The sequence below is a fragment of the Amycolatopsis sp. NPDC104819 genome, assembly GCF_055583145.1.
Window position 1 is genome coordinate 96,354 of the sequence record NZ_JBVJON010000003.1, and the last position, 22,695, is coordinate 119,048.

The following is a 22,695-nucleotide window of genomic DNA, read 5'->3' on the forward strand; positions in this document are numbered from 1 at the left end:
GTCAGCGCGGCACGGGCACGGACGCGAGGACGCGGTCCAGCACCCCGTCCGCGGTGACGCCTTCGAGCTCCGCCTCCGGCCGCACGTCCAGGCGGTGCCGCAACGCGGGCCGCGCCAGCGCCTTGACGTCGTCGGGCGTCGCGTAGTCGCGTCCGGCGAGCCACGCCCACGCGCGCGTCACCGCGAGCAAAGCCGTGGCGCCACGCGGGGAAACGCCGATCCGCACCGACGGCAGGGACCGCGTCGCGCGGCACAGGTCGACGACGTACCCGATCACCTCGGGCCCGATCGTCACACGCGCGACGGCTTCGCGCGCGGCCGCCAGTTCCGCGGCCCCCGCGACCGACTTGAGGCCCGCCGCAGCGAGGTTGCGCGGGTCGAAGCCCTGCGCGTGCCGCCAGAGGATCCCGATCTCGTCCTCGCGCGACGGCGTCGGCATGGTCAGCTTCAGCAGGAACCGGTCCAGCTGCGCCTCCGGCAGCGGGTAGGTGCCCTCGTACTCCACCGGGTTCTGGGTGGCGATCACGATGAACGGGTCGGGCAGCGGCCGCGACTTCCCGTCGAGCGAGACCTGCCGCTCCTCCATCGCCTCCAGCAGCGACGACTGCGTCTTCGGCGGCGTCCGGTTGATCTCGTCGGCGAGCAGCAGGTTCGTGAACACCGGGCCCTCGCGGAAGGAGAACTCGCCGCTGTGCGCGTCGTAGACGATCGAGCCGGTGACGTCGCCGGGCATCAGGTCCGGCGTGAACTGCACCCGCGTCGTCTCCAGGTCCAGCGCCGCCGCGAGTGCCCGCACCAGCAGCGTCTTCGCGACGCCGGGGACGCCTTCGAGCAGCACGTGCCCCCGGCAGAGCAGGGCCAGGATCAGCCCGGTGACGGCGGCGTCGTTGCCGACGACGGCCTTGCCGACCTCGGCGCGCAGCGCGATCAGCGCGTCCCGGGCCCCGGTCGTATTCTCGCTGGTCAAGTTCGCCCTGCCTCTCGTTCCACCCTGTCCAGTTCGCCGGCCAGCCGGACCAGCGCGGGGTCGTCCGGCACCAGCGGGCCGTAGAGGACCGCGCCGACGTCGGCGGCCTGCCGTCCGGTCCGTTCGCTCACCGAGCTCACCAGCGCCGCCGCGTCGGCGTCGCGGGGCAGCCCCAGCGCGGTCCGCAGCCGGGCCCGCGCCGCTTCCCGCAGTGTCTCGCCCGCGTGGCCCGCGGCTTTCGCCCGCCGGTACAGCCGGGCGCGTCCCTCGGCGGTTTCGGCCGCGCGCACGACGATCGGCAGCGGCTCGGTGACCACCGGGCCGAGCCGGCGGGCGCGCCACAACGCCAGCAGCGCCACGGCGATGAACGCCTGCGCGGCGCCGAAGTACCAGCCGTCCGGGATCAGCTCGAAGATCGACTTCCGGCTGGCGTCCAGCGCCGGGTCGGTCACCGACGGCAGGTACCAGACGAGCGTCGGGTGCGCCCCGAGCAGGTGCAGCGACAGCGCCGCGTTGCCCTGGTCGCCGAGCTTCGCGTTGGTCAGCGGCGCCGACGAGCCGAGCAGCGTCGTTGTGCCGCCGTTGTCGGCGAACTGCAGCAGCGTGCCGCCGCCGTCCTCGGCGGGGTAACACGAGCGTGCGCCGGGTGCGGCGTATCCGACCCCACCGAGCGTGACGTCGCCGGCCGCGACGGCCGCGGCCACCGTGCACTGCGGGCTCAGGGTCTCCTGGCCGCTCTGGCCGACCGGCCGCACCAGCGGCAGTGAATCGCGCAGCGTCGGCGCGCCCGGTGTCACCAGGACGACGTCGGCGGCGCGCTCGCGCAGCGCGTCGAGCCGTTTCGCGGGGACCAGGTCCGGCTGGGTGACCAGCAGTGTCGCGTTTTCGCCGATCTCGCTGTCGGCTTCCCCGATCGTGTGCGCGGTGCGGACGTCCACACCCTGGTCGCGCAGCAGCTGCGCCAGCGCGTGCGCGCCGCCGGGTTCGTAGGAGCCGGGTTCGAGCATGCCGTGCGTCTGCTCGCCGCGGCCGAGCAGGAGCAGCGCGCCCGCGGCGAAGATCAGCGCGACGAGGGCGAGCGGGATCCGCACGCCGCGCCAGATCCGGCGCAGGTCCGGGGAAACCGAAGTGGTCACGGGCCCGCCAAGGCGACGGGGCGTTCACGGCGGCAGCGCTCGTCCAGCTCGGTCAGCGTCCGGTACGCCGCTTCGGTGCCTTCGCGGCCGCCGTAGTGGACGTCGTCGAAGAGCCGCGCCCCCTGCCGCAGCGCTTCCGCGACGTTCGGCAGCAGCACCCCGGCCTCGATGGCGGCTTCGTCGGCCGTCCGGCCGGAACGGGCGTCGAGCAGCGCGCGTTCCTCCAGCGCCCGCACGACGGCTCGGAAGCGGTCGCGCACGGCGTCGTCGAACCGGCCGGCGGCCGCGGCTTCGGCCGCCGAGCGGCGGTAGTCGGCGGCGCTCCGGCGCGCCCCGCCGAAGACGGCGCGCTCGGCGCGGGCCGTGCGGGCGATCTTGCCGGTGCGCAGCCGGACGACCACCACGAGCACGATCAGCAGCACGAGGACCAGCACCAGCCCGAAGATCCCGCCCGGGACCACCGACGACAGCCCGTCCAGCAGCTTCTGCAGCTGCTCGCCGAGCCACTGCCCGACCTGCTGGAGGATGTTCGGCTTCGCGTCGCGGTACTTCGGGTCCGACAGCTCTTCGGCGGCCGCGCGCCGCGCTGAGTCCCGGTCGATGTCGACCGGGACGTCGGTGAGCAGCAGCGTCACCATGCCTGCGGCGGCTGCTGCACTCCGGCCGCGCGGGCCAGCTCGATGTCCATGCCCTCGTGGCGCATCCGCTGGTCGAGGTAGACGATCACGGTGACCAGCGTGACGAACGGGATCGCGATGGTGCCGGAGACGATCTGCCCGGCCGCCTGCAGCAGCAGATCGCCGGTGCCGGGCACGACGATCTTGCCCGGGTTCAGGATCCCGGAGAACACGCCGGACCCGAGGTTGAAGGGCACCTGGATGATGTTCTCGAAGAACGACTCGATGATCCGCGCCAGGACGAGGATGCCGAGCACCCGCCAGAAGGCGGCCTTGACGAGCGTGACCGACCGCGAGAACGCCTGCCGGAAGCTGCCGCGTTCGAGGACCAGCGCCGGGGCCGCCAGCGCCCAGAACACCCAGGCCACCACACCCGGGATGATGCAGAGCATCAGGCCGATGGTCGAGACCAGCGAGTAGACGAACGCGACGCCGAGCAGCGGCAGCAGCCGCGGCTGCACCTCGGCCCAGGCGACGCCGAAGGTGACCTCGCGGCCGAGCGCGGCCCGGCCCATCACCGCGGCCATCAGGCCGGTGGTGACGGTCATCAGCAACGTCGAGATCAGCGCGGCCGGGATGGCGACCAGGAAGAGGTCGCCGAACGTGCCGAAGAGCGCGTCACGCAGCTCCGCCTCGGTCGCGCCCGGCCCGAGCTGCGCGGTGTTCGCGAGGCTCTCGAGGTCGGTGAGCACGAACTTCTGCACGACGAACGTGACGGCCGCGGCGATCACCGCCACCACCGCGCCGATGCCCAGGGTCAGTAGCGGCAGCCGGCGGATCGTGGTGATCGCGCCGTCGAGGACGTCGCCGATGTTGAGCGGCCGCAGCGCGATCACGCCCGGCTTGCCCAGGCCGTGCGGGTTCCACCGCGGCGGCTGGCCGGGGTACTGCGGCATGCCGTACGACGCGGTCGGCGGGGCCGGCGGGCCGGGAGCCTGCCAACCGGGTGGCGGAGTGGGCTGCGAATCCGGCGCCTGCCACCCGCGCGGCGGCGTCGCCGGTGACGCCGAGTGACCTTCCGGCGGCTTCGGTTCACCCGATCCAGGGGCGGGAGCCTGGGGGATCCCCTGGCTCGGTGTCGGCGTGTCGGCGCCCTCTCCGCCGGGCGCGCCACCGGTGTCTGTCATCGAAGCCCCTCGCCTGCAGTACGTGCTTGCCGCCACTCTTTCAGAGCCGGTCACACCCGGCCAGACCTGGGGTGACGTCGGTGCGTCGTGACCGCTCGCGCACAGACGGGTGCGAGAGGGCCCGTTCCCCCGATATGCTGAACGGCGGGATCGGGTACCCCCGGTCCGTACCGAGACCCTTCGGGACTGCCTAGTGACGCAACCGCCCCACGGCCAGGTACCGCCTCGCGGAACCGTCCAGCCGCCGCCGGTGCCGGATGCGCAACCGGCTCCCCCGTGGCTGGGTCACCCGCACACCGTCTCCGCCCCGAAGCGCCGCTCACCGGCCGCGATCATCGGGGTGTGCCTCGGCGCGGCGGCCGTGCTGGTGCTCGGGCTGGTCGCGATCGTGGCCCTCAACCGCGGCGACCAGGCCCCGCTGGCGAACGCGAACTACCGCGACACGCCGACGTCGCAGGATGCCCCCTCGCAGCTGCCGCCCGGCGGCGCGGGCGCCCCGGCCTCGGCGTCCCCCGGCCCGTCGACCGAGGTGCAGACCCCCAGCGCGACCGGCCCGCAGAAGATCCTCAAGCTGGCCGACCACCCGATCCTGCAGGACCCGAACGCCGGCCTGCAGAACCGCGTCTGCACGCTGCCGGCCTGGCGGAGCACCCAGGCGGGCGCGGAAGCGTTCTTCACGGCCGCCAGCAAGTGCCTCGACGCGGCGTGGGGCCCGTTCCTCGAGGCCTACCACCTGCCGTTCACCTCGCCGGCCCTGCACTTCCCGACCGGCGCGAGCTTCGAGACCGAGTGCGGCACCATCCAGGTCGGCATCGCGACCGCCGCGTACTACTGCGAGAACAACCTGTACGTCCCGTTCCGCGGGCTGCAGACCGACCAGTACGGCAACAACCCGGGTGTCTACCTGGCCCTGTTCGCCCACGAGTACGGCCACCACGTCCAGGAGGTCGCCGGGCTGATGGACGCGGCCTGGCAGAAGATCTACGAGGCCGGCCAGAACAGCCCGGCCGGGCTCGAGATGTCGCGGCGCAAGGAGCTGCAGGCCCAGTGCTTCTCGGGCATGTTCCTCGGCGCGCACGTCGACCAGGGCGGCACGATCAGCCGGGACATGTACAACAAGGCCTGGAACGACCAGGAGACCCGCGGCGACAACACGTCCCGCAGCCACGACCACGGGACGAACGCGCACTACGCGTCCTGGTGGCGGGCGGGCGCGACGAGCAACCGGATCGCCGACTGCAACACCTTCGCGGCGCCGTCGTCCGAGGTCAGCTAGCGGTCTTGGGGCGCAGCGGGATGCTCAGCCACAGGTAGACGAACATCCCGCCGGAGAAGCACGCGAACACCAGCAGGAACAGTCCGATCGGGCGGCGCGCGTCCGAGGCGCCGGCCGAGGTGTCCGCGGCGCGGACGGTGACCGTGCCCTGGTCCGGCAGGACCTCCGGGACGCCGACGTCGATGCGCTCGCCCTGGCCGTGGCCGCAGCCGTTCAGCGTGCCTTCGTGCGTCTTGCCCGCGACGGTGAACTTCACGGTCTCGACCGCGTCCGCCCCGTCGCACGGCGCCGGCTTCGTGACCTCGGCCTGCACGGGTGCGCCCACGTCGTCGTTGGTGATGCCCAGCAGGCCCGGCCCGGCGAGCCAGGCCAGCAGCACGACGAGCAGGCCCGCCGCGGCGGGGATCGCCACCGTGGGCCACTTCAGGGCGAGGGGTCGCGGGGGCACCCGGCCATGGTTCCAGATCCGGCGGGCAAAACCCAGGCGGCCCGGTCCCGCTCGGTGCCGAAGCGGACCTATCGCTCGATCTTCTCCGCCTGCGTGACCTTCTTGACGTAGAGCAGCTTGTCGCCGGGTTCGATGGCGTCGGCCTGCGGGGCGTCGACGCGGTAGAGGACGCCGTCGCGGACCACGCCGAGCACGAGGTCGGGCAGGTGCCGCGGCGACCCGCCCTCCTCCGACGGCTCGACCGGCCGCTCGGCGATCGCCAGGCCGGACTCCGGCGTGAGCAGGTCCTCCATGATGTCGACGACCAGCGGCGTCGACGTCGCCATGCCGAGCAGCCGCCCGGCCGTCTCGCTGGAAACGACGACCTGGTCGGCGCCGGACTGCTTCAGCAGGTGGACGTTCTCCGCCTCCCGCACCGAAGCGACGATGTGCGCCTTGGGCGCCAGCTCGCGGGCGGTGAGCGTGACGAGCACCGCCGTGTCGTCGCGGTTCGGGGCGACGACCACCGCGCGGGCGTGCTGCACCGCGGCGACGCGCAGGACGTCCGAGCGGGTGGCCGAGCCGTGCACGGCGACGAGGCCGAGCGCGCTGGCCGCGTCGAGGGCCTGCTGGTCGGTGTCCACGACGACGATCTGGCCCGGGGCGACGTTGTCGTCGCCGAGCAGCGCGTTGACGGCGGACCGGCCCTTGGTGCCGAACCCGACGACGACCGTGTGGTCGCGCACCTTCGTCCTCCACTTCTGGATCTTGAACGCCTGCCGGGAGCGCTCGGTGAGCACTTCCAGGGTCGTGCCGACCAGGACGATGAGGAAGAGCACCCGCAGCGGGGTGATCACCAGCACGTTCACCAGCCGGGCGGACGACGTCGCGGGCGCGATGTCGCCGTAGCCGGTGGTCGAGAGCGAGACGGTGGCGTAGTACAGGCTGTCCAGCAGGGACAGGCCGTCGCCGTTCGCGTCGCGGTAGCCGTCGCGGTCGACGTAGACGATGACCACGGTCAGCAGCAGGGCGAGGGTCGCGCCGATGACCCGCTTGAGGATGGCGCGCAGGGGGCTGACCGTCAGCTCGGGCATCCGCAGGACGCCGACGAGCTCGTGGTCCGGGCGATCGGTGAGGCTGCCGAGCGGCAGCCGCCTCAGCGCCTTCATGCACCCGCTCCGGGCGGCCGGTGTCGAGCGTCACTCACGCCCGGAGGATAGCCGAACCGCGGGAACCGCCGCCGCGTGGAACGATCGGCCGATGGCTACCTCGCAACGGCCCGCGCACGTCCTGGCGGGGGCGCTGGGCTTCATGGGCATCCTGCACTTCGCCGTCCCGAAGCCGTTCGACGGCCTGATCCCGCGGTCCCTCCCGGGTTCCCGGCGCGCGTGGACGTACGGCTCGGGCGTCGCGGAGCTGGCGGTGGCGGCGGCCGTGGCCACCCCGCGGACCCGCCGGCTGGGCGGCCTGGCGGCGGCGCTGCTGTTCGTCGGGGTCTTCCCGGGCAACGTCAAGATGGCGGTGGACGCGCGCCGGGCGCCGTTGCCGCAGCGCGCGATCGCCTTCGGCCGGCTGCCGCTGCAGTGGCCGCTGGTGGCGTGGGCGCTGAAGGTCCGCGACGCCGCCTGATCGTCGTGCGAGCCGAAATCACCAGCGTGTCGGACGACGGCGTGGTCTGGTTCGCTTCGCCGTTCGGCACCGCGAACGCGACCTGGCGCGGCGCCGAGCCGCCGCGGACCGGTGAGTGCCCGGTCGAGCTGGAGTTCCCGGCAGAGGTACGGATCCGGGCGGTGACCCCGATCGGCGTGCCCGAGCTCCACGGCACCGGCAACCAGGTGCACGTCACGGCCCAGGTCGCGGCGTACGACTCCGGCGACCGGATCGCCACCCTCCGCCTCGGCGACAGTCTCGTGCTGGCCGAGATCCGCCTGCCGGCTTCGGAAATTCGGCCGGGCGCGTGGCTGCGCCTGACCGCCGAGAGCCTGCACCTCTACCCGCTGAACCTCTAGCGCGTGATCGAACGCGTAACTCGCGTGACCAGAGCCGTAACTCGCGTGATCGAAGCCGGATCTCGCGAGTTACGGGCCTGATCACGCGAGATACGGGCCTGATCACGCGAGATACGGGTCTGGTCACGCCTCGGGGATGTCGCGGAGCAGGCGGCGCAGGGCTTCCGGGTCCAACAGGTCCGCCGGGCGGATCGTGCGGTTCGCGCGGACGTAGTGGAACGCCGCGCGGACCTCCTCCACCGGGACGTCTTTCAGCGCCGCCCACGCCATCCGGTACGCCGCGAGCTGGACCGACAGCACCGGGAGCCGGGACTCCGGGGGCACCGAGCCCGTCTTCCAGTCCACTACTTCCCAGTACCCGTCCGGGTGGCGGAACACGGCGTCCATGCGGCCACGCAGGGTGATGCCCTCGACGTCGGCCGAGAACGTCACCTCGACCGCGTGCGGCACCCGCGACGCCCATTCGCTCTGCTCGAACGCCGTCCGGAGGTCTTCGAAGTCCGCGTCGGGGACCTCGCCGAAGTCGGCCGCGCCGGGGAGGTCGTCGATCTCGATGAGCTGGTCGCCGGCGAAGCGGCGCTCCAGCCAGCCGTGGAACTCCGTGCCGCGGCGGGCGAAGCTGTTGGGCTCCACCGGGAGCGGCCGGCCGAGGTCGGTCGCGAGGCGGTCGGCGTCGTCGGCGAGCGCGACCAGCTGGCTCACCGAAAGCTTCGACGGCAGCGGGACCCGCCGGACCCGGTCGTCCTTGCGCGCCCACTCCTCCAGCAGGACGTCGGTGTCGGTCGTCCAGCCGTCCGGGTCGTCCTCTTCGGACTCTTCTTCGTCCGAAGTGGACAGTGCTTCGAACACGAGGTCCACGCCGGTCTGCACGCCGGTGCGGCGGTCGGCCAGGGGATCGAGCGGCCAGCGGGCCGTCCGGGAGTCCGACACCAGCGGGTTCTCGTCCTCGGCGGCCGGCTCCGGCGCCCACTCGGCGAGCTGTCCGACGCCGGTCTCGCGCACCACACCGGCGATCTCCGTCAGGAACTCCGACGGCCCCTTCGACCGGCTGCTGCTTTCGTTCCACCAGTGCCCGGACACGATCAGCGCGTGCTCGGAGCGGGTCAGCGCGACGTAACAAAGCCGCCGCTCCTCCGACTGCTCCCGCTCGACGAACCCGGCTTCGTGCAGCTCCAGTCCTTCTTGGACTTCCTTGCGGTCGTACCCCTCGGCGATCCGCAGCTCCGGCAGGTCCTCGGCGTCACCGCGCAGCACCGCGGGCAGCGACGTCGCGGTCCGCAGCCACGACGACGACCGCCGCCGGCCGGGGAAGACGTCCTGCACCAGGTGCGGGACGGCGACGACCTCCCACTCCAGGCCCTTCGCCGAGTGCACGGTGAGCACCTGCACGCGGTCCGGCACCACCTCGACCTCGCCGGGAGTGAGCCCGTCTTCGGCGTGCGCGGCCGTGTTCAGGTAGTCCACAAAGGACAGCAGAGTCGCCGTCGGCGCCGTCTCGGCGTAGTCGGTGACGACCTCGGCGAACGCGTCCAGGTGCGCCCGCCCGGCGGATCCCGGGCGGGCCAGCGACTCCACGTCCAGGAGCATCGTGCGCTCGACGTCGGCGACCAGCTCCGGCAGCGACTGGTCGAGCCGCCGCCGCAACGCGGAAAGCTCACGGCTGACGCGTTTCACGCGCTGGTAGCCCTCCGGCGAGTACCGCTCCGGCGCGCCCGGCTCGTCGACGGCGTCGATCAGCCCGGCCTGCTCGACGCGGTCGACGACCAGCTCCGGGCCCTCGGCCTTTTCGGGGCTCGACAGCTCCCCCGCGCGCCGCCACAGCGCAGCGACGTCGGCGGCCGCGAGCCGCCAGCGGGCGCCGGTCAGCAGCCGGGCCGCGGCGCTACCCGACAGCGGGTCCGCGAGCACCTTCAGCGTCGAAACGAGGTCGGCGACCTCGGGCTCGTCCAGCAGCCCGCCGAGCCCGACGACCTCGACCGGCAGCCCGCGCGCCCGCAGCTCGGCGGCGATCGGGGCCATGTCGGCGCGGCGCCGCACCAGCACCGCGGCACTCGGCGGCTTGCCGGTCTCCTCGCGCACGGTGTGCCAGCGCCGGGCCAGCGCGTCGGCGACCCACTCGCGTTCGGCGCGGATGTCCGGCAGCAGCGCGCACGCGATGTCCCCGGACCCGGCGCCTTCGCGCGCCCGCAGCCGTTCGACACCGAGGCCGCGCGCCCGCAGCGGTTCGGCGATGGCGTTGGCGAGGTCGAGGATCTCCGGCGGGTTGCGGAAGCTCGTCAGCAGCCCGAAGTCGTGCGCGGGCACGAGCCGTTCGCCGTCGAAGCGGGGGAAGTCGGTGGTGAACCGCGGGAGGTTGGCCGCGCTGGCGCCGCGCCAGCCGTAGATCGCCTGGGCGGGGTCGCCGACCGCGGTGACCGGCATCGGCGGGTTCTCGACGCCGCCGAACAGCGCCCGCAGCAGCACGCGCTGGGCGTGTCCGGTGTCCTGGTACTCGTCGAGCAACACAGCGCCGAACCGCTCGCGTTCCCCGCGGACGACGGACGGGTACCCGCTCGCCAGCTGGGCGGCCAGCGACATCTGGTCGGCGAAGTCGAGCGCGCCTTCGTTGCGCTTGCGGCGGTGGTACTCCTCGACGAGCGGCAGCAGCGCGAGCCGGAAGTGCTGCGCGGCCATGATTTCGGTGAGCTTCTGCGGCAGCGCGGCGCGCTGGCCCTTGGCGCGCGGCGCGTTCTCGATGACGCGGCACATCCAGGTGGTGTACTCGGCGAGCTGGTCGGTCGAGATGAGGTGCTCGCCCAGTTCGCCGGCGAGCTGCAGCACGTCCGCGGTGACGGTCGGCGGCACGCGGTCGGTGTCCAGCTCGTTGTCCCAAGTGGACACGACCCGGTGCGCGATCTGCCACGACGAGGTTTCGGACAGCAGCCGCACGCCGGGTTGCACCGGCAGGCGCAGGCCGTGTTCGGAGAGCAGGCGCCCGGCGTAGGCGTGGTAGGTGAGGACGGTCGGCTCACCGGCGACCACAGTGGACCGCAGCCCGCCGGTGGGATCGAGCCGGTCGAGCAGCCCGGACCCGGCGAGCCGCCGCAGCCGAGCGCGGACGCGTTCCCCGAGCTGGCGCGCGGCTTTGCGGGTGAAGGTGAGGCCGAGGACGCGGTCCGGGCTGACGATCCCGTTGGCGACCAGCCAGACGACCCGCGCGGCCATGGTTTCGGTCTTCCCGGCCCCGGCCCCGGCAACGACGAGCGAGGGTTCGACGGGCGCGGCGATGACGGTGGCCTGCTCGGGTGTCGGCCGGTGCAGCCCGAGCGCGTCGGCGAGTTCCGCGGGCTCGACGGGGTTGGCGATGACAAGGGGACTCACGATCGCACCCCACTCGGTCGTGAGTGGTAATTAGGGTTAGAACCCGAATTACCACTCACGACATCTTTTGGCTCGCTCACGGGCCCGGCACCTGCCTGCCCTCCGGCCGCAGCGGGCAGCAGCCCCGCGCCGGGCAGCGGTCGCAGTCCGGGTTCTCCTGGGCCTGGTAGTCCGGGCCCGCCGCCGACGCCGCCGCCGTCTGGACCAGCTCCAGCCACTGCTTGCCGCCCACCTCGTCCAGCGGTGGCTGGGACCGCTCCGTCGCGCCCGTCTTGTTGTTCGCCTTCGCCACGTACACCAGCCGCGCGCCGCCGGGCTCGTTGCTGCCCTTGATCGCTCCCAGCAGCACCGCCAGCTGGTACGCCGCCAGCTGCGGGTGCGCCTCGGCCTCCGCGCCCGACACCGGGACCTTGCCCGTCTTGATGTCGACGATCACCGGGCGGCCCTCGGCGTCCAGCTCGACCCGGTCGACGCGCCCGCGCAGCAGCACCCGCGGCTCGTCCGAACCGCCCGCCGGCAGCTCGACCTCGATGTCCTGCTCGACACCCGCTTCCTTGAGCTCGGCCCGGCTGCGCTCCAGCCACGTGACGAAGTTCTGCAGCATCCCCTCGACCCGCCGCCGCTCGCGCCGGGAGAACCACGGCGCGCCCGCGTCGACGCGCACCCACGCGTCGTCCAGTGCGGCCTGCAGCTCCGCGTCGGTGCTGCCGGACGCCACCGCCTGCGCGAGCCCGTGCACCAACGTCCCGGTGACGGCGGCCAGCTGCGCCGGGTCGCTGCCGCCGTGGCGCTCGATCATCCAGCGCAGCGGGCACTTCGTCAGGACTTCCACTGTGGACGGTGAGATCCGGATCAGGTCGCCGGCCGCGTGCACCGGCGCGTCGGTCGACGCCGGGAGCAGGCCGTACCACGTCGACGGGTGCGCGCCGGGCACCTTCGCCTCGGCCAGGCGCGCGAGCTGCTTCGCCGCGCGACGCCGGCGTGCCGGATCGGCCTTGTCGTCGCAGACGACCTCACGCAGCTCCCCCACCAGCTCGGCGAGCACCAGCGACCGGCCGGGCGGCTTCATCCGCGAGTCCAGGCCGCCGTCGTCGGCGCCGTTCTCCTCGAGGTCGTCGAGGAACCGCGACGGCTGCTCGTCCTCACCCGAAACCGCCGTGACGAGCAGCGTCTGCTTGGCGCGGCTCATCGCGAGGTAGAACAGGCGCCGCTCCTCGGCGAGGATCGGCGCGGTCTGCGACACGGCGTCGTCGTCGACCCCGGCCATCAGGTCCTTGAGCCGTTCCACCCCGAGCACGGACCCGCGCAGCCGCAGGTCCGGCCACGCGCCTTCCTGGACCCCGGCGACGGCGACGACCGTCCACTCGCGACCGGCGGCGGCGTGCGCGGTGAGCAGCGAAACACCGTCGGACGGGACCGCGGCCGGGGCGAGCGTGTCGCCCGCGATCCGTTGCGCGCCCAGGTAGTCCGCGAAGGACGAGACACTCGAACGCGGCAGCCGGTCGACATACCGGCCGGCCGCGTCGAACAGCGCGACCACGGCGTCGAGGTCACGGTCGGCCTGCGCGCCCAGCGAGCCGCCGCGCTCGACCTGCTTCAGCAGCTTGTCCTGGAAACCGCTTTCGGTCCACAGCTGCCACAGCACCTGCTCGACGCCGTCCCCGCGCAGGACGGCCTGGTGCGTGAGCCGCAGCAGGCCGCCGACACGGCGCACCGGCTCGGCTTCAGCGTCGGCCAGCCCGACGAGGATGTCCCCGCCGCGCAACGCTTCCACGAGCAGCTCGTCACTCGACCGCTGCCCGCCGCCGGCCAGCTCGAGCCGGCGCAGACCGCGCCGCAGCCGGCGCAACGCCAGCGGGTCCGCGCCGCCGAGCGCCGACGACAGCAGCATTTCGGCGAGGTCGACGTCGAGCAGCTCCGGTGACGGCGCGAGCTTCAGCACGGCCAGCAGGGGCCGCACGGCGGGCTGTTTCGCCAGCGGCAGCTCTTCGGTCGCCGACCCGATCGGGACGCCGGCCGCACGCAAAGCGCGTTGCAGCACCAGAAAAGTCCGCGCCGGTGACCGGACGAGCACCGCGATCTCCGACCACGGCACACCGTCGACGAGGTGCGCGCGGCGGAGCTGGTCGGCGATCCAGCTCGCCTCGGCGGCCGGGGTCGGCATCACGCGGACCCGGACATTGCCGCCGACCGCCCCCTCCGGCGCGACGATCTTGCGGTGCGCCGACGCGCCGGGCAGCGTCCGGCCGATCTTCGCGACCGCCACGCGCACCGCCGGGGCGAGCCGGTGCGCCGTCGTGAGCGTGACGGTCCGGCTGCCGTCCGGGTCGGCGTCGGCGAACAGGTGCGCGTCCGCGCCGCGGAAGGAGAACACGTTCTGGTCGGGGTCGCCGGCCACCACGAACTCGGCGGCGGTGTGCCCGATCATCCGGACCAGGCTGGTCTGCAGCGGGTCGAGGTGGTGGGCGTCGTCGACGAACAGGTGCCGCACGCGCGTGCGCTCGCGTTCGCGCAACTCGTCGTCGTCCTCCAGGGCGAGCAGCGCGGAGGTGACGAGCTCGGCGGCGTCCAGCGCGGGCGCGCTCGCGACCCCCAGCGCGTTGCCGCCCGCGCCCTGCAGCTGCGTGACTTCTTCGTACTGCGCCCAGAACTGCCCGGCGGCGACCCACTCTTCACGGCCGCGGCGGCGGCCCAGCTCCGCGAGGTCTTCCGGGCCGAGCCCGCGTTCGGCCGCGCGCATCAGCAGGTCGCGCAGCTCCTCGGCGAACCCGGGAACCATCAGGGCCGGCCGCAGCTGCTCGGGCCAGTACTCGGCCTCTTCGTCGAGGTCACCGGCCAGCAGCTCGCGGACGACGACGTCCTGCTCGGCGCCGGCGAGCAGCCGGGGCGGCGGGAGCTCCTCGGCGTTCGCCTCCAGCCGCAGCAGCGAATAGGCGTAGGAGTGGACGGTCCGGACGAGCGGCTCGCGGACGGTCCGCGGCAGCGGCCGCGCCTGGTCGGGATCGGCGGTGAGCCGCCGGGTGATGTCGGCGCGCAGCGCGTCGGCGGCCTTGCGGGACGTGGTGAGCACCAGCACGCTCTCCGGGTCGGCGCCCTCGGCGATGCGGCGAGTGGCGGCCGAGGCCAGCAGCGACGTCTTGCCGGTGCCCGGGCCGCCGAGCACGCGGCGGAACCCCTCGGGCGCGGAGAGCAGGCGCCGGGCCGCGGAGTCCCAGGTGAACGTGGGTGCGCCGGCGATCGGCGGGCGGACCAGCCGCGCGTCCGCCTGCGCCGTTCGCCTCGCGTTCACCCAGCGATGGAACCACGACCGGAGTAACCGGCGTGGCACCGGCACGCCTTAACGGCGGCGCGTTCGGTGAAGGTGCCGGAGCGTGCGACGGGCGGCAACTGAAAGTGTCGTACCCGTGCGGCAGAGTGGGGGTATGGACGACGTTCTGCACGAGCGCGTGCGGGAGATCATCGAGTCGGTGCCGGCCGGCACGGTGGCGACGTACGGCGACATCGCGGCGCTCGCGGGCGCCCCCTCACCGCGGATGGTCGGCGCGATCCTCGCCGAGGACGGGCACGACCTGCCGTGGCACCGGATCCTGCGCGCGAACGGCACCCCGGCGCCGCACCTGGTCCACGACCAGCTGGAGCGGCTGCGCGCGGAGGGTGTGCTGGCCGACGGCCAGCGCGTCAACCTGCGCAAATACCGCTGGCAGCCGGACGAGGAAGAGGAGGGCCTGTTCTGAGCCCTGGTTTTTAGGTTAGCCTCCCCTAATGACGACGCAGGTGGAGCGCCCGGCCCTGACCTACCACCGCGCGCGGGTGACCGTGGTCCGGCCGGTCACGCCGCACACGGTGCGCGTGACGTTCGAAGCGGCGAGCTTCCGCGAGGTGCCGCCCGGGGCGCCCGACCAGTACGTCAAGGTCTTCTTCCCGCTGCCGGGCCAGGAGGCGCCGGTGCTGCCGGAGACCGGCTCCGACGTCCTGTCGTGGTACCGCACGTACCTCGCGATGCCCGACGGCACCCGGCCGCCGATGCGGACCTACACCGTGCGTGCGCACCGGCCGGCGGCGGCGGAGATCGACGTCGACTTCGTGCTGCACGGGGACGACGGCCCGGCTTCGGTGTGGGCGTCGCGGGTCACGCCCGGCGACCGCGTGGCGTTCCTGGGCCCGCACGGCCTCTACGACGTCCCGGCCGGCACCGACTGGCAGCTCCTGGTCGGCGACGAGACGGCGCTGCCCGCGATCGGCGCGATCATCGAGCGGCTCCCGGCCGGTACGCGCGCTTCGGTCTACGTCGAGGTCTCGGAGCGCGAAGAGCGTCAGACGTTCGAGACGCGCGGAGCGGTCGAAGTCCACTGGATCGTCCGCGGCTCGCGACCGCTGGGCGAGCCGTTGCTGGACGCGGTGCGCGGAGCGACCTTCCCGGGCGGAGCGCCGTACGCGTGGGTGTCCGGCGAAGCGGGCGTCGTGAAGCTGGTGCGGCGGCACCTCGTGCGGGAGCGAGAAGTCGACAAGCGGCGGATCTGCTTCACCGGGTACTGGCGGCGCGGGCTCAGCGAAGAAGCCGCCAGCCGCGAAGCCGTCCGCGCGGCCGAAGCGGGCGAAGTCCCGGCTGACGAGGACTAACTGCGCCGCGCAGCCACACACGCCGAACACGAACACGGCGCCGCCGAGGTAACCGGGGCCCCGTCATGCCTTCACCTCAGGCCCGCTCAGTGGGATCGGTGCGCGATGACGCGCCGGGAGATCTCGGCCGGGTCGAACAGGGTGCGGAACGGGATTCCGCGGCAGTCGCGGCACAACGTCGCGCAGGCCACCCGCACGCCCGCCGGAGGGCCATCGACCGCACTGTCCTCGACGACAACGAACAGCCGTTCGGTGCGCGAAGCGCAGTTTTCGCACCGATCGGCGACCAGGCAAGGGTTCGAGATCGGCTCCGGCACGGCCCCGACGTCGGCGCGGTAGAGCTCGACCTGCAACTCCGCGCGGCGCTCCAGGTCGGCTATGTAACGCGAGGTCGTCTCGCGGCGCTCCAGCTCCCGGTTCAGCGTGGTCAGCGCCGGACCCAGCGCCCGCAGGTAGCTGGCCCGCGGAGCCTGGAAGATCCGGCGCCACCGCGGCGCGAGCAGCCCGCGCGCCACCCGGCGGCCTTCCAGGAAGGCTTTCCCCAGCCGGAGATCGCGCCTGGTCTTCAGCAGGCCCACCGCACGGACGAGGTTCCGGCACAGCTCTTCCAGCGCCTGCTCGTAGGGCGGCCGCTCGGGGGCGGGCCGGACCACCACCGGCGTCCGAACCGGCGCCTCCTCGACGGGAACGGCCCGTTTCGGCTCGATGCGGTGCCGTGCCTTCTTGGGCTTACGGCGCTTGGACCGCGGCATACCGGGTTTGTAGTGCATCGGCGCCGGGACCGGTCCCCGAAGTGCAACCCAAGGGTTGCGCCACCGTCCTTCATGTGCAACTCTGGTGTTGCACATGAGAGGAGTCAGACATGATCATCGAACGCGAGACCCTGATCGCCGCGGCGCCGGAGAAGGTCTGGGCCCTGGTGGCCGAGCCCGGTTTCTGGGCGACCGACGACGAGACCGTCCGGGGCACGCTGGCCGAAGAAGGCCAGACCCTGGTGGTCACGCACTCGGAGCACGGCGAGTTCCCGATGCGCGTCGAGAAGGTCGATCCGCCGAACTACCTGGCCTACCGCTGGGTGAGCGCGTTCCCCGGCGAGGAGCTGCGCGAAGACAACTCGACCCTCGTCGAGTTCACCCTGACTCCCGAAGGCGCCGGCACCCGGCTGCGTGTCGTCGAGAGCGGGTTCACCGAACTGCCGACGTCCGACGAGAACCGCCGCAACGTCGTGAAGGACCACACCGCGGGCTGGGAGCAGTGCTTCGCCGCACTCGCCGCTCGCGCCGCGTGATGTCCTCCGACGTCGTCGACGGTGTCCTGGCCGCGTTGGCCGACCCGACCCGCCGGCAAGTGCTCGACCTGCTCGCCGCCCACGGCCAGGCCACCGCGACCACCCTCGCCGGCGGCCTCCCCGTCTCGCGGCAGGCGATCGTCAAACACCTCACCGTCCTGGAAACGGCCCAGCTGGTCGACAGCGTGAAGGTCGGCCGCGAGGTCCGGTACGCGGTGCGGTCCGAAGCCCTGGACGCGACGGCCCGCTGGATGTCCGGGCTCGCGGCCGACTGGGACCGCCGCCTGGCCAAGATCAAGCGCCTCGCCGAGCAGGACTGACTCCCCGGTTGGAGAAACCCGTGTCCCTTGTCGCGCTACCCCCTGCCCGTTTCACGTCGAGACAGCGCACGGTGCTGGCCGTGCTGCTCGGCGCCGGTTTCCTGCTGTCGATCGACTTCTCGATCCTCAACGTCGCGTTGCCGCAGGTCGGCGCGGGTGTCGGGCTCGGCCTGACGGCGTTGCCGTGGGTCAGCACGGCGTTCGTGCTGCCCGCGGCCGGCTTCACCCTGGTGTGCGGGCGCCTCGCGGACCTCGTCGGGCGCCGCCGGATGTTCCGGTCCGGCATGGCCTTGCTGGCCGCCGCGTCGCTGCTGGGCGGGGTCGCCACGAACCCCGAAGTGCTGCTGACGGCCCGCGCGTTGCAGGGCTTCGCCACCGCGATGACGCTGCCCGCGGCGCTCTCGCTGCTGACCACGACGTTCGCCGAAGGCCGGGCGCGCGACCGCGTCCTCGGCCTCAACGGCGCCCTGCTCTCCGGCGGCTTCACCGTCGGCGCCCTGGTCGGCGGTGCGCTGGTCGGCCTGCTGAGCTGGCGCGCGGCGTTCTTCGTGAACGTCCCGGTGGCCGTCGCGATCTTGCTCGCTTCGCGAGTCGTGGCGGAGTCGACGCGGCCCGGGCGGACGCGGCCGGACCTGCCGGGCGCGGTGACGGTCAGCGGTGGCCTGCTGGCGCTCGTCTACGCGGTCATCACGTCGAGTCTCGTGGCCGCGGCCGCCGCGGCCGTGCTGCTGGTGGCGTTCGCGGTGGTCGAACGGCGTGCGCCGGCCCCGCTGGTGCCGCCGCGGATCCTGGGCCGCCGCACGGTGAAGTGGGGCAACTTCGGCGGCCTGGTCCTGTTCGCCGTGGAGCCCGCGGTGATCTACCTGACCACGCTGTACCTGCAGCGGGTCCTGGGCCTGTCGCCGCTGGTCACCGGCCTCGTCTTCGGGCTGCCGGGCCTGGCCTCGGTGGCCGCGGGCGTGCTCGCCGGGCGGGCCATCGGCCGCTTCGGCAGCCGGGTGCTGCTGGCCGCCGGGCTCGTCGTGCAGGCGCTGGCCACGCTGCCCCTGGTGTTCCTCGGCCCGGACCGCACGGCGCTGCTGATCCTGGTCCCGGCCCTGTTCGCCGGGTTCTTCGGGCACGTGTCCGCGATCGTGGCGTTCACCGTGACCGCGACGTCCGGGCTGCCCGACGAAGACCAAGGCCTGGCCACCGGGCTGACGTCGATGACCCAGCAGGTCGGGATCACCGTCGGCATCCCGGTCCTGGGCGCGGTCGCCGTGCTCGGCGGCACTCCCCTCGCGCTCGGTGTCGCCGTGGCCGTGACGCTCGCGAGCGCCGTCCTGATCACCGTCAACCTGAAGGAGAAGTGATGGACATCGTCGACCGGACCACCTTCCAAACCGAGCTGGATCGCTTGCGCGGCAGGGAAAAGGCCCACACCCACGAAGGCGACGCGATCGCCGCCGCCCGGCGCCGGCTGCCGGTGGTCGAGGTGGACGCCACGCTCGAGCTGCTCGGCCCGGACGGCCCGGTCACCTTGCTCGACGCGTTCGAGGGCCGCCGTCAGCTCATCGCCTACTACTTCATGTGGAACCCGGGCCGCCCGGCGGCCGAGCAGTGCGAAGGCTGCACGTTCTACACCAACCAGGTCGCCGAGCTCGCCAACCTGCACTCGCGGGACATCACGTACGCGGTGTTCTCGCAGGGCCGCAACGTCTCGGTCGAACCGGCCGACGCGCGGACGTCGTACGAGGAAAGCCTGCGGTACCGGGCTTTCATGGACTGGCGGATGCCGTGGTACTCGGCGCAGCCGTCGCTGGACACGCTGCTCGTCGGGCGGGAGATCGGGCTGTTCCACCTGGTCTGCTACCGGCGTGAGGGCGACCGCGTCTTCGAGACGTACTGGACGAAACGCCGTGGTGTGGAAGCGATGGACAACAGCTACGCGCTGATGGACCTGACGCCGTTCGGCCGCCAGGAGTCCTGGGAGGACTCCCCCGAAGGTTCACCGCAGGCGTGCACCAACGTCCGGACCGAAACGGGCGCGCCCGAGTGGACCCCGCTGGCGAGCTGGCCGGGCGGGCGGCCCATCGCCCAGTGGCCGCGCCTCGCCGCCGGCCGTGACGACGACCTCGGCCCTACGACCGGCTCTGCACAGCACCACCGGTGCCACTGAGCGTCGTAACCAGCAGCTTCACCAGCGCACCGAGGCGCTGGCGGTCCGGTTGCAGCGTGCGCACCCCGGCTTCCTCCAGCGGCGCCGCCGTCACCGGGCCGACGCACGCGCACACCACCGGCCCGCGCAACGCCGCCAGCAGCTCGGCGTGGCGGCCGTGGTCCCGGGCCAGCGTCAGGAAGTTCGCCGCCGCCGGGGCGCTGGTGAACGCGAGTGCGGCCAGCTCACCGGCCACGGCCGCGTCGATCAGGTCGTGCACCGGCGTCACGTCCGGCGGCGAATACCACCGGTACGGCTGCACCTGAAGCAGCTTGGCTCCGGCGCGCACCAGCGGCTCCGTGTGCTCCGGGAGCGGCGTGCCGTGCAGCTGGACCAGCACCCGCGCGCCGTCGACACCGGCGGCGACCAGGGCTCCGAACAGCTCCGCGTTGCTCTCCGACGCGGCCGAGTAGGACTCGCGCAGGCCGCCACCGCGGACCGCGCCGACGGCCTTCGGGCCGCGTGCGTAGATCCGGGACTCCCCCAGCGCCTGCACGAGCCGGTCGTGCAGGCCCCAGTCCCCGGCCGCCGCCAGCCAGCCGCGGAACCCGGCACCGGTCGTGATCACCGTGAAGTCCACCCGGCCGGCCAGCGCGGCTTCGGTGGCCGCGCGCAGCTCGGGGTCGCTGCCCAAGGGCACGATGGTGATCGTGGGGGCGTGGCGGACCTCCGCGCCGTGGCGTTCGAGGGCGTCGATGAACTCCTCGGCCCGGCGTTCGGCCGTGACGCCGATCGTGACGCCGCTCAGCTCACCCATAGGTCGCGCCCATCTCCTTGATCGCCTCCGCCAGCTCGGCCCGCAGGTCCGCCGGGGCGAGGACCTCCAGGTGCGGCCCGAAGCGCAGCAGCTCGCCGATGGCCGGCTCCCCCGGTTCCACCGGCAGCTCGACGGTGAGCCAGCCGTCCGCGTCCGGTTCGTTCGGGCAGTCCCGCAGCGCGCGGGCGCCGACCGAGCCCGCGTAGAACGGTACGAGAGCCTGCGCCCGCGGGGACAGGCGCACCACGGCGACGCGCGGGTACATCCGGCGTTCGAACTGCTCGGACCACTCCTGCCAGTACGTCGCGAGGTCGAACCCGGCGGGCCGCTCGAACTGCTCGCCCAGGTCCGTCAGCTCCAGCACGCGGGAGATCCGGTAGGTGCGGTCGGTGCCGTCGCAGCGGGCGGCGAGGTACCAGTTGCCCGCCTTGAGGATCAGCCCGAGCGGCTCGACGTCGCGTTCGACGACCCGCTGGCCCCACCGCTCGTAGCGGATCCGGATCCGGTGGGACGACCACACGGCGTCGGCGATCGCGGACAGCGCCGGCAGGCTTTCGATGCCGCGGTGCCAGCCGGGGACGTCCAGGTAGAAGCGCTCGGCGACGCGTCCGGCGCGGTCTCGCAGCTCCGAGGGCAGCGCGGCGTACAGCTTGAGCTGGGCCGCCGCGAGGACCGTGCCGAGGCCCAGCTCGGCCGCGGCCACCGGCAGCCCGGCCAGCGACAGCGACTGGGCCTCCTCCTCGGTCATCCCGGTCAGGCGGGTGCGGTAGCCGTCGACCAGGCGATATCCGCCGGTCCGGCCGCGGTCGGCATACACCGGCACTCCGGACGCCGACAGCGCGTCGATGTCCCGGTAGACCGTGCGGACCGAGACCTCGAGCTCCTCGGCCAGCTCTTCGGCCGTCATCCGGCCGCGGTTCTGCAGCAGCAGGAGGACGGACAGGAGCCGGCTGGCGCGCATGTTTTCCAGTCTGGCAGAAATACCTGACACAAGCTGACAGGTAAACCCGGCAGGGTGGTCCCCATGAACGCTTTCACCATGAAGAACTGGGAAGAGAACATCGTCAGCGGGACCGAAGGAGGCCCGCGGGTCGCGTACGCGCACGCCGCGATGGCCTACGACGGCGTCATCGAGGGGGAATCGGTCTGCGACCTGCTGCTCTACTACGCGGGCGAAGGCTACGAGAGCGGCACGACGACGTCGCCGAGCTTCGAGCGCTTCGAGGGCAGGGTCGGCGGTCGTGAAGGGACGTTCGTCGTGAAGCACGAGTTCACGTTCGACGCCCAGGGCATCGCGTCGACGTTCGAAGTCGTCCCCGGCTCGGGCACCGGCCAGCTGGCGGGACTCACCGGCACCGGCACCGTCGGCGGCGCGATGGGTGAGGAGAAAATGGGGTACACCTTCGAGTACACGATCTAGGAGCCGCAGGTGGACCGTCGCCAGGTACTCGCCTACCGCATCGCCGAACACGGGCTGCACCGCACGGCGCGGGACGTCGCCGACCTCGCCGTCGTCCAGGCCGGGCTGCAGGACAGCATGCGTGACACCGCGCTGCTCGCCCTGGTGGCCCGGCTCGACGGCGAAGTGTCCCTTGTGGACGACCCGCGGCTCGTGCTCGCCTGGACGCTGCGGGGCGTGCCGCACTACCACCTGGACCTCGCCGAGGTGACCCGCGCTCTGGTGCCGCTGGACGACGCGGACGCGCTGGCCCGGATGCTGTGGCAGCGCAAGGAACTGGCCGAGACCGGCCTGGCGGCGTCCGAAGTGGTCTTCACGGCGGCCGAGGCCCTCCGTGCGGTGGTCAAGGAACCGATGACCAAGGGCGCGGTCAGCACGGCGGTGACGAAGAAGCTGCCACCGGCGTTCTCGCGCTGGTGCCGCGGCTGCGACGCGACGCACATCCACGAGCAGCTGATGCGCATCGCGGCGCCGCACGCGGGGGTCCGCCTGGTGGCGGGCGCGGCCCCGGCGACGCTGGCGCCGCTGAAGGGCCGCGGCCGGATGCGGAAGACCCCGGACGTCGCGGCGGCGACCTCGGTCGTCGAGTCGTACCTGCGGCTCAACGGCCCTGCCTCCCCCGGCGACGCGGCGGAGTTCGTCGGGACGGCCCGGGCGGTCGTGGACCAGACGTGGCCGTCGGACCTGGCCCCGGTGGACGTCGAGGGCAAGACCCGGTACCTGCCCGCCGACCGGCTGGCGGCGCTGGAGAACCCGCCGGAGCCGGACGTGGTGCGGCTGCTGCCGCCGTGGGATCCGTTCATCCAGGCGCGCGACAAGGCCTTGCTCGTGCCGGATCCGGCGCGGCGCAAGGAAGTCTGGAAGATGCTGGGCAACCCGGGCGTCCTGCTGGCCGACGGCGACATCGCGGGCACGTGGCGGACCAAGGGCAGCGGCGCGAAGCTGGCGTTCACGGTGACGGCGTTCGACCCGCTGCGCCCCGATGTCCGCGAAGAGGCCGAGGCCGAAGCGGCCCGGGTGGCGGCGGCGCGGGGGTTCGAGAAGCACGACGTCACTTTTGCGGGTTAACGCGCGG

At 73.0% G+C, this 22,695-nt stretch carries 22 protein-coding genes; 11 read left to right on the plus strand and 11 right to left on the minus strand.

What is annotated here, in order from left to right:
- Position 1: 1 nt before the first annotated feature.
- From ACZ63E_RS09510 to ACZ63E_RS09525, 4 genes are read right to left on the minus strand one after another with little or no spacing between them, the layout of a single operon-like run.
- On the minus strand, positions 2–967 hold the full coding sequence (locus ACZ63E_RS09510) for an AAA family ATPase (protein WP_465335597.1): 966 nt from the start codon (positions 965–967) through the stop codon (positions 2–4).
- Complete coding sequence (locus ACZ63E_RS09515; RefSeq protein WP_465335598.1) at positions 964–2,103, minus strand: DUF4350 domain-containing protein; 1,140 nt, start codon at positions 2,101–2,103, stop codon at positions 964–966. The genes ACZ63E_RS09510 and ACZ63E_RS09515 overlap by 4 nt, the downstream gene beginning before the upstream one ends.
- Positions 2,100–2,741 (minus strand): DUF4129 domain-containing protein, encoded by a 642-nt coding sequence (locus ACZ63E_RS09520; protein WP_465335599.1) that lies wholly within the window; start codon positions 2,739–2,741, stop codon positions 2,100–2,102. Before ACZ63E_RS09520 ends, ACZ63E_RS09515 begins: the two co-directional genes overlap by 4 nt.
- Positions 2,735–3,907, minus strand: a complete 1,173-nt coding sequence (locus ACZ63E_RS09525; RefSeq protein ID WP_465335600.1) for a hypothetical protein — start codon at positions 3,905–3,907, stop codon at positions 2,735–2,737. The genes ACZ63E_RS09520 and ACZ63E_RS09525 overlap by 7 nt, the downstream gene beginning before the upstream one ends.
- 250 nt (positions 3,908–4,157) lie before the next feature.
- Here ACZ63E_RS09525 and ACZ63E_RS09530 point away from each other — a divergent pair, with 250 nt between their 5' ends.
- A complete protein-coding gene (locus ACZ63E_RS09530) occupies positions 4,158–5,183 on the plus strand; it encodes a neutral zinc metallopeptidase (protein WP_465335601.1) in 1,026 nt (341 codons plus the stop codon).
- On the opposite strand, the gene ACZ63E_RS09535 is transcribed toward ACZ63E_RS09530, so the two are convergent.
- A complete protein-coding gene (locus ACZ63E_RS09535) occupies positions 5,176–5,595 on the minus strand; it encodes a hypothetical protein (protein WP_465336088.1) in 420 nt (139 codons plus the stop codon). The genes ACZ63E_RS09530 and ACZ63E_RS09535 overlap by 8 nt on opposite strands.
- Positions 5,596–5,699: 104 nt before the next feature.
- Positions 5,700–6,779, minus strand: coding sequence for a potassium channel family protein (locus tag ACZ63E_RS09540; RefSeq protein WP_465335602.1), 1,080 nt, complete (start codon positions 6,777–6,779; stop codon positions 5,700–5,702).
- A 91-nt stretch (positions 6,780–6,870) separates the two neighbouring features.
- Between ACZ63E_RS09540 and ACZ63E_RS09545 the strand changes: the two genes are divergently transcribed.
- On the plus strand, positions 6,871–7,239 hold the full coding sequence (locus tag ACZ63E_RS09545; RefSeq protein ID WP_465335603.1) for a DoxX family protein: 369 nt from the start codon (positions 6,871–6,873) through the stop codon (positions 7,237–7,239).
- Positions 7,240–7,244: 5 nt separating this feature from the next.
- Positions 7,245–7,619, plus strand: coding sequence for a hypothetical protein (locus tag ACZ63E_RS09550; RefSeq protein ID WP_465335604.1), 375 nt, complete (start codon positions 7,245–7,247; stop codon positions 7,617–7,619).
- A 123-nt stretch (positions 7,620–7,742) separates the two neighbouring features.
- Here ACZ63E_RS09550 and ACZ63E_RS09555 read toward each other — a convergent pair whose 3' ends face one another.
- Complete coding sequence (locus ACZ63E_RS09555; protein ID WP_465335605.1) at positions 7,743–10,979, minus strand: ATP-dependent helicase; 3,237 nt, start codon at positions 10,977–10,979, stop codon at positions 7,743–7,745.
- A 76-nt stretch (positions 10,980–11,055) separates the two neighbouring features.
- Positions 11,056–14,268 (minus strand): ATP-dependent helicase, encoded by a 3,213-nt coding sequence (locus tag ACZ63E_RS09560; protein WP_465335606.1) that lies wholly within the window; start codon positions 14,266–14,268, stop codon positions 11,056–11,058.
- Between the two features lie 133 nt (positions 14,269–14,401).
- On the opposite strand from ACZ63E_RS09560, the gene ACZ63E_RS09565 reads away from it, so the two are divergent.
- Together ACZ63E_RS09565 and ACZ63E_RS09570 are read left to right on the plus strand one after the other, a co-directional pair.
- Positions 14,402–14,713 carry an MGMT family protein gene (locus ACZ63E_RS09565; protein WP_465302968.1) on the plus strand — a complete coding sequence of 104 codons (312 nt, stop codon included), beginning with the start codon at positions 14,402–14,404 and terminating at the stop codon, positions 14,711–14,713.
- A gap of 28 nt (positions 14,714–14,741) precedes the next feature.
- On the plus strand, positions 14,742–15,599 hold the full coding sequence (locus tag ACZ63E_RS09570) for a siderophore-interacting protein (RefSeq protein ID WP_465335607.1): 858 nt from the start codon (positions 14,742–14,744) through the stop codon (positions 15,597–15,599).
- 86 nt (positions 15,600–15,685) lie between these two features.
- On the opposite strand, the gene ACZ63E_RS09575 is transcribed toward ACZ63E_RS09570, so the two are convergent.
- Positions 15,686–16,351 carry a hypothetical protein gene (locus ACZ63E_RS09575; protein ID WP_465335608.1) on the minus strand — a complete coding sequence of 222 codons (666 nt, stop codon included), beginning with the start codon at positions 16,349–16,351 and terminating at the stop codon, positions 15,686–15,688.
- Between the two features lie 110 nt (positions 16,352–16,461).
- Here ACZ63E_RS09575 and ACZ63E_RS09580 point away from each other — a divergent pair, with 110 nt between their 5' ends.
- The 4 genes from ACZ63E_RS09580 to ACZ63E_RS09595 all read left to right on the plus strand — a co-directional run bounded on the left by ACZ63E_RS09580 (position 16,462) and on the right by ACZ63E_RS09595 (position 19,365).
- Positions 16,462–16,887 carry an SRPBCC domain-containing protein gene (locus ACZ63E_RS09580; RefSeq protein ID WP_465335609.1) on the plus strand — a complete coding sequence of 142 codons (426 nt, stop codon included), beginning with the start codon at positions 16,462–16,464 and terminating at the stop codon, positions 16,885–16,887.
- Complete coding sequence (locus ACZ63E_RS09585; protein WP_465335610.1) at positions 16,887–17,207, plus strand: ArsR/SmtB family transcription factor; 321 nt, start codon at positions 16,887–16,889, stop codon at positions 17,205–17,207. Before ACZ63E_RS09580 ends, ACZ63E_RS09585 begins: the two co-directional genes overlap by 1 nt.
- Before the next feature lie 71 nt (positions 17,208–17,278).
- Entirely contained in the window at positions 17,279–18,559 is a 1,281-nt protein-coding gene (locus ACZ63E_RS09590; RefSeq protein ID WP_465335611.1) for an MFS transporter, read from the plus strand.
- On the plus strand, positions 18,559–19,365 hold the full coding sequence (locus ACZ63E_RS09595; protein WP_465335612.1) for a DUF899 family protein: 807 nt from the start codon (positions 18,559–18,561) through the stop codon (positions 19,363–19,365). The genes ACZ63E_RS09590 and ACZ63E_RS09595 overlap by 1 nt, the downstream gene beginning before the upstream one ends.
- Here ACZ63E_RS09595 and ACZ63E_RS09600 read toward each other — a convergent pair.
- Both ACZ63E_RS09600 and ACZ63E_RS09605 read right to left on the minus strand, forming a co-directional pair.
- Positions 19,328–20,161: a uroporphyrinogen-III synthase gene (locus ACZ63E_RS09600; RefSeq protein WP_465335613.1), complete on the minus strand. Its 834-nt coding sequence runs from the start codon at positions 20,159–20,161 to the stop codon at positions 19,328–19,330. The genes ACZ63E_RS09595 and ACZ63E_RS09600 overlap by 38 nt on opposite strands.
- Positions 20,154–21,122 carry a helix-turn-helix transcriptional regulator gene (locus ACZ63E_RS09605; RefSeq protein WP_465335614.1) on the minus strand — a complete coding sequence of 323 codons (969 nt, stop codon included), beginning with the start codon at positions 21,120–21,122 and terminating at the stop codon, positions 20,154–20,156. Before ACZ63E_RS09605 ends, ACZ63E_RS09600 begins: the two co-directional genes overlap by 8 nt.
- Before the next feature lie 63 nt (positions 21,123–21,185).
- On the opposite strand from ACZ63E_RS09605, the gene ACZ63E_RS09610 reads away from it, so the two are divergent.
- Together ACZ63E_RS09610 and ACZ63E_RS09615 are read left to right on the plus strand one after the other, a co-directional pair.
- Positions 21,186–21,581 (plus strand): DUF3224 domain-containing protein, encoded by a 396-nt coding sequence (locus tag ACZ63E_RS09610; RefSeq protein WP_465335615.1) that lies wholly within the window; start codon positions 21,186–21,188, stop codon positions 21,579–21,581.
- 9 nt (positions 21,582–21,590) lie between these two features.
- On the plus strand, positions 21,591–22,688 hold the full coding sequence (locus tag ACZ63E_RS09615) for a DNA glycosylase AlkZ-like family protein (RefSeq protein WP_465335616.1): 1,098 nt from the start codon (positions 21,591–21,593) through the stop codon (positions 22,686–22,688).
- Positions 22,689–22,695: the final 7 nt, after the last annotated feature.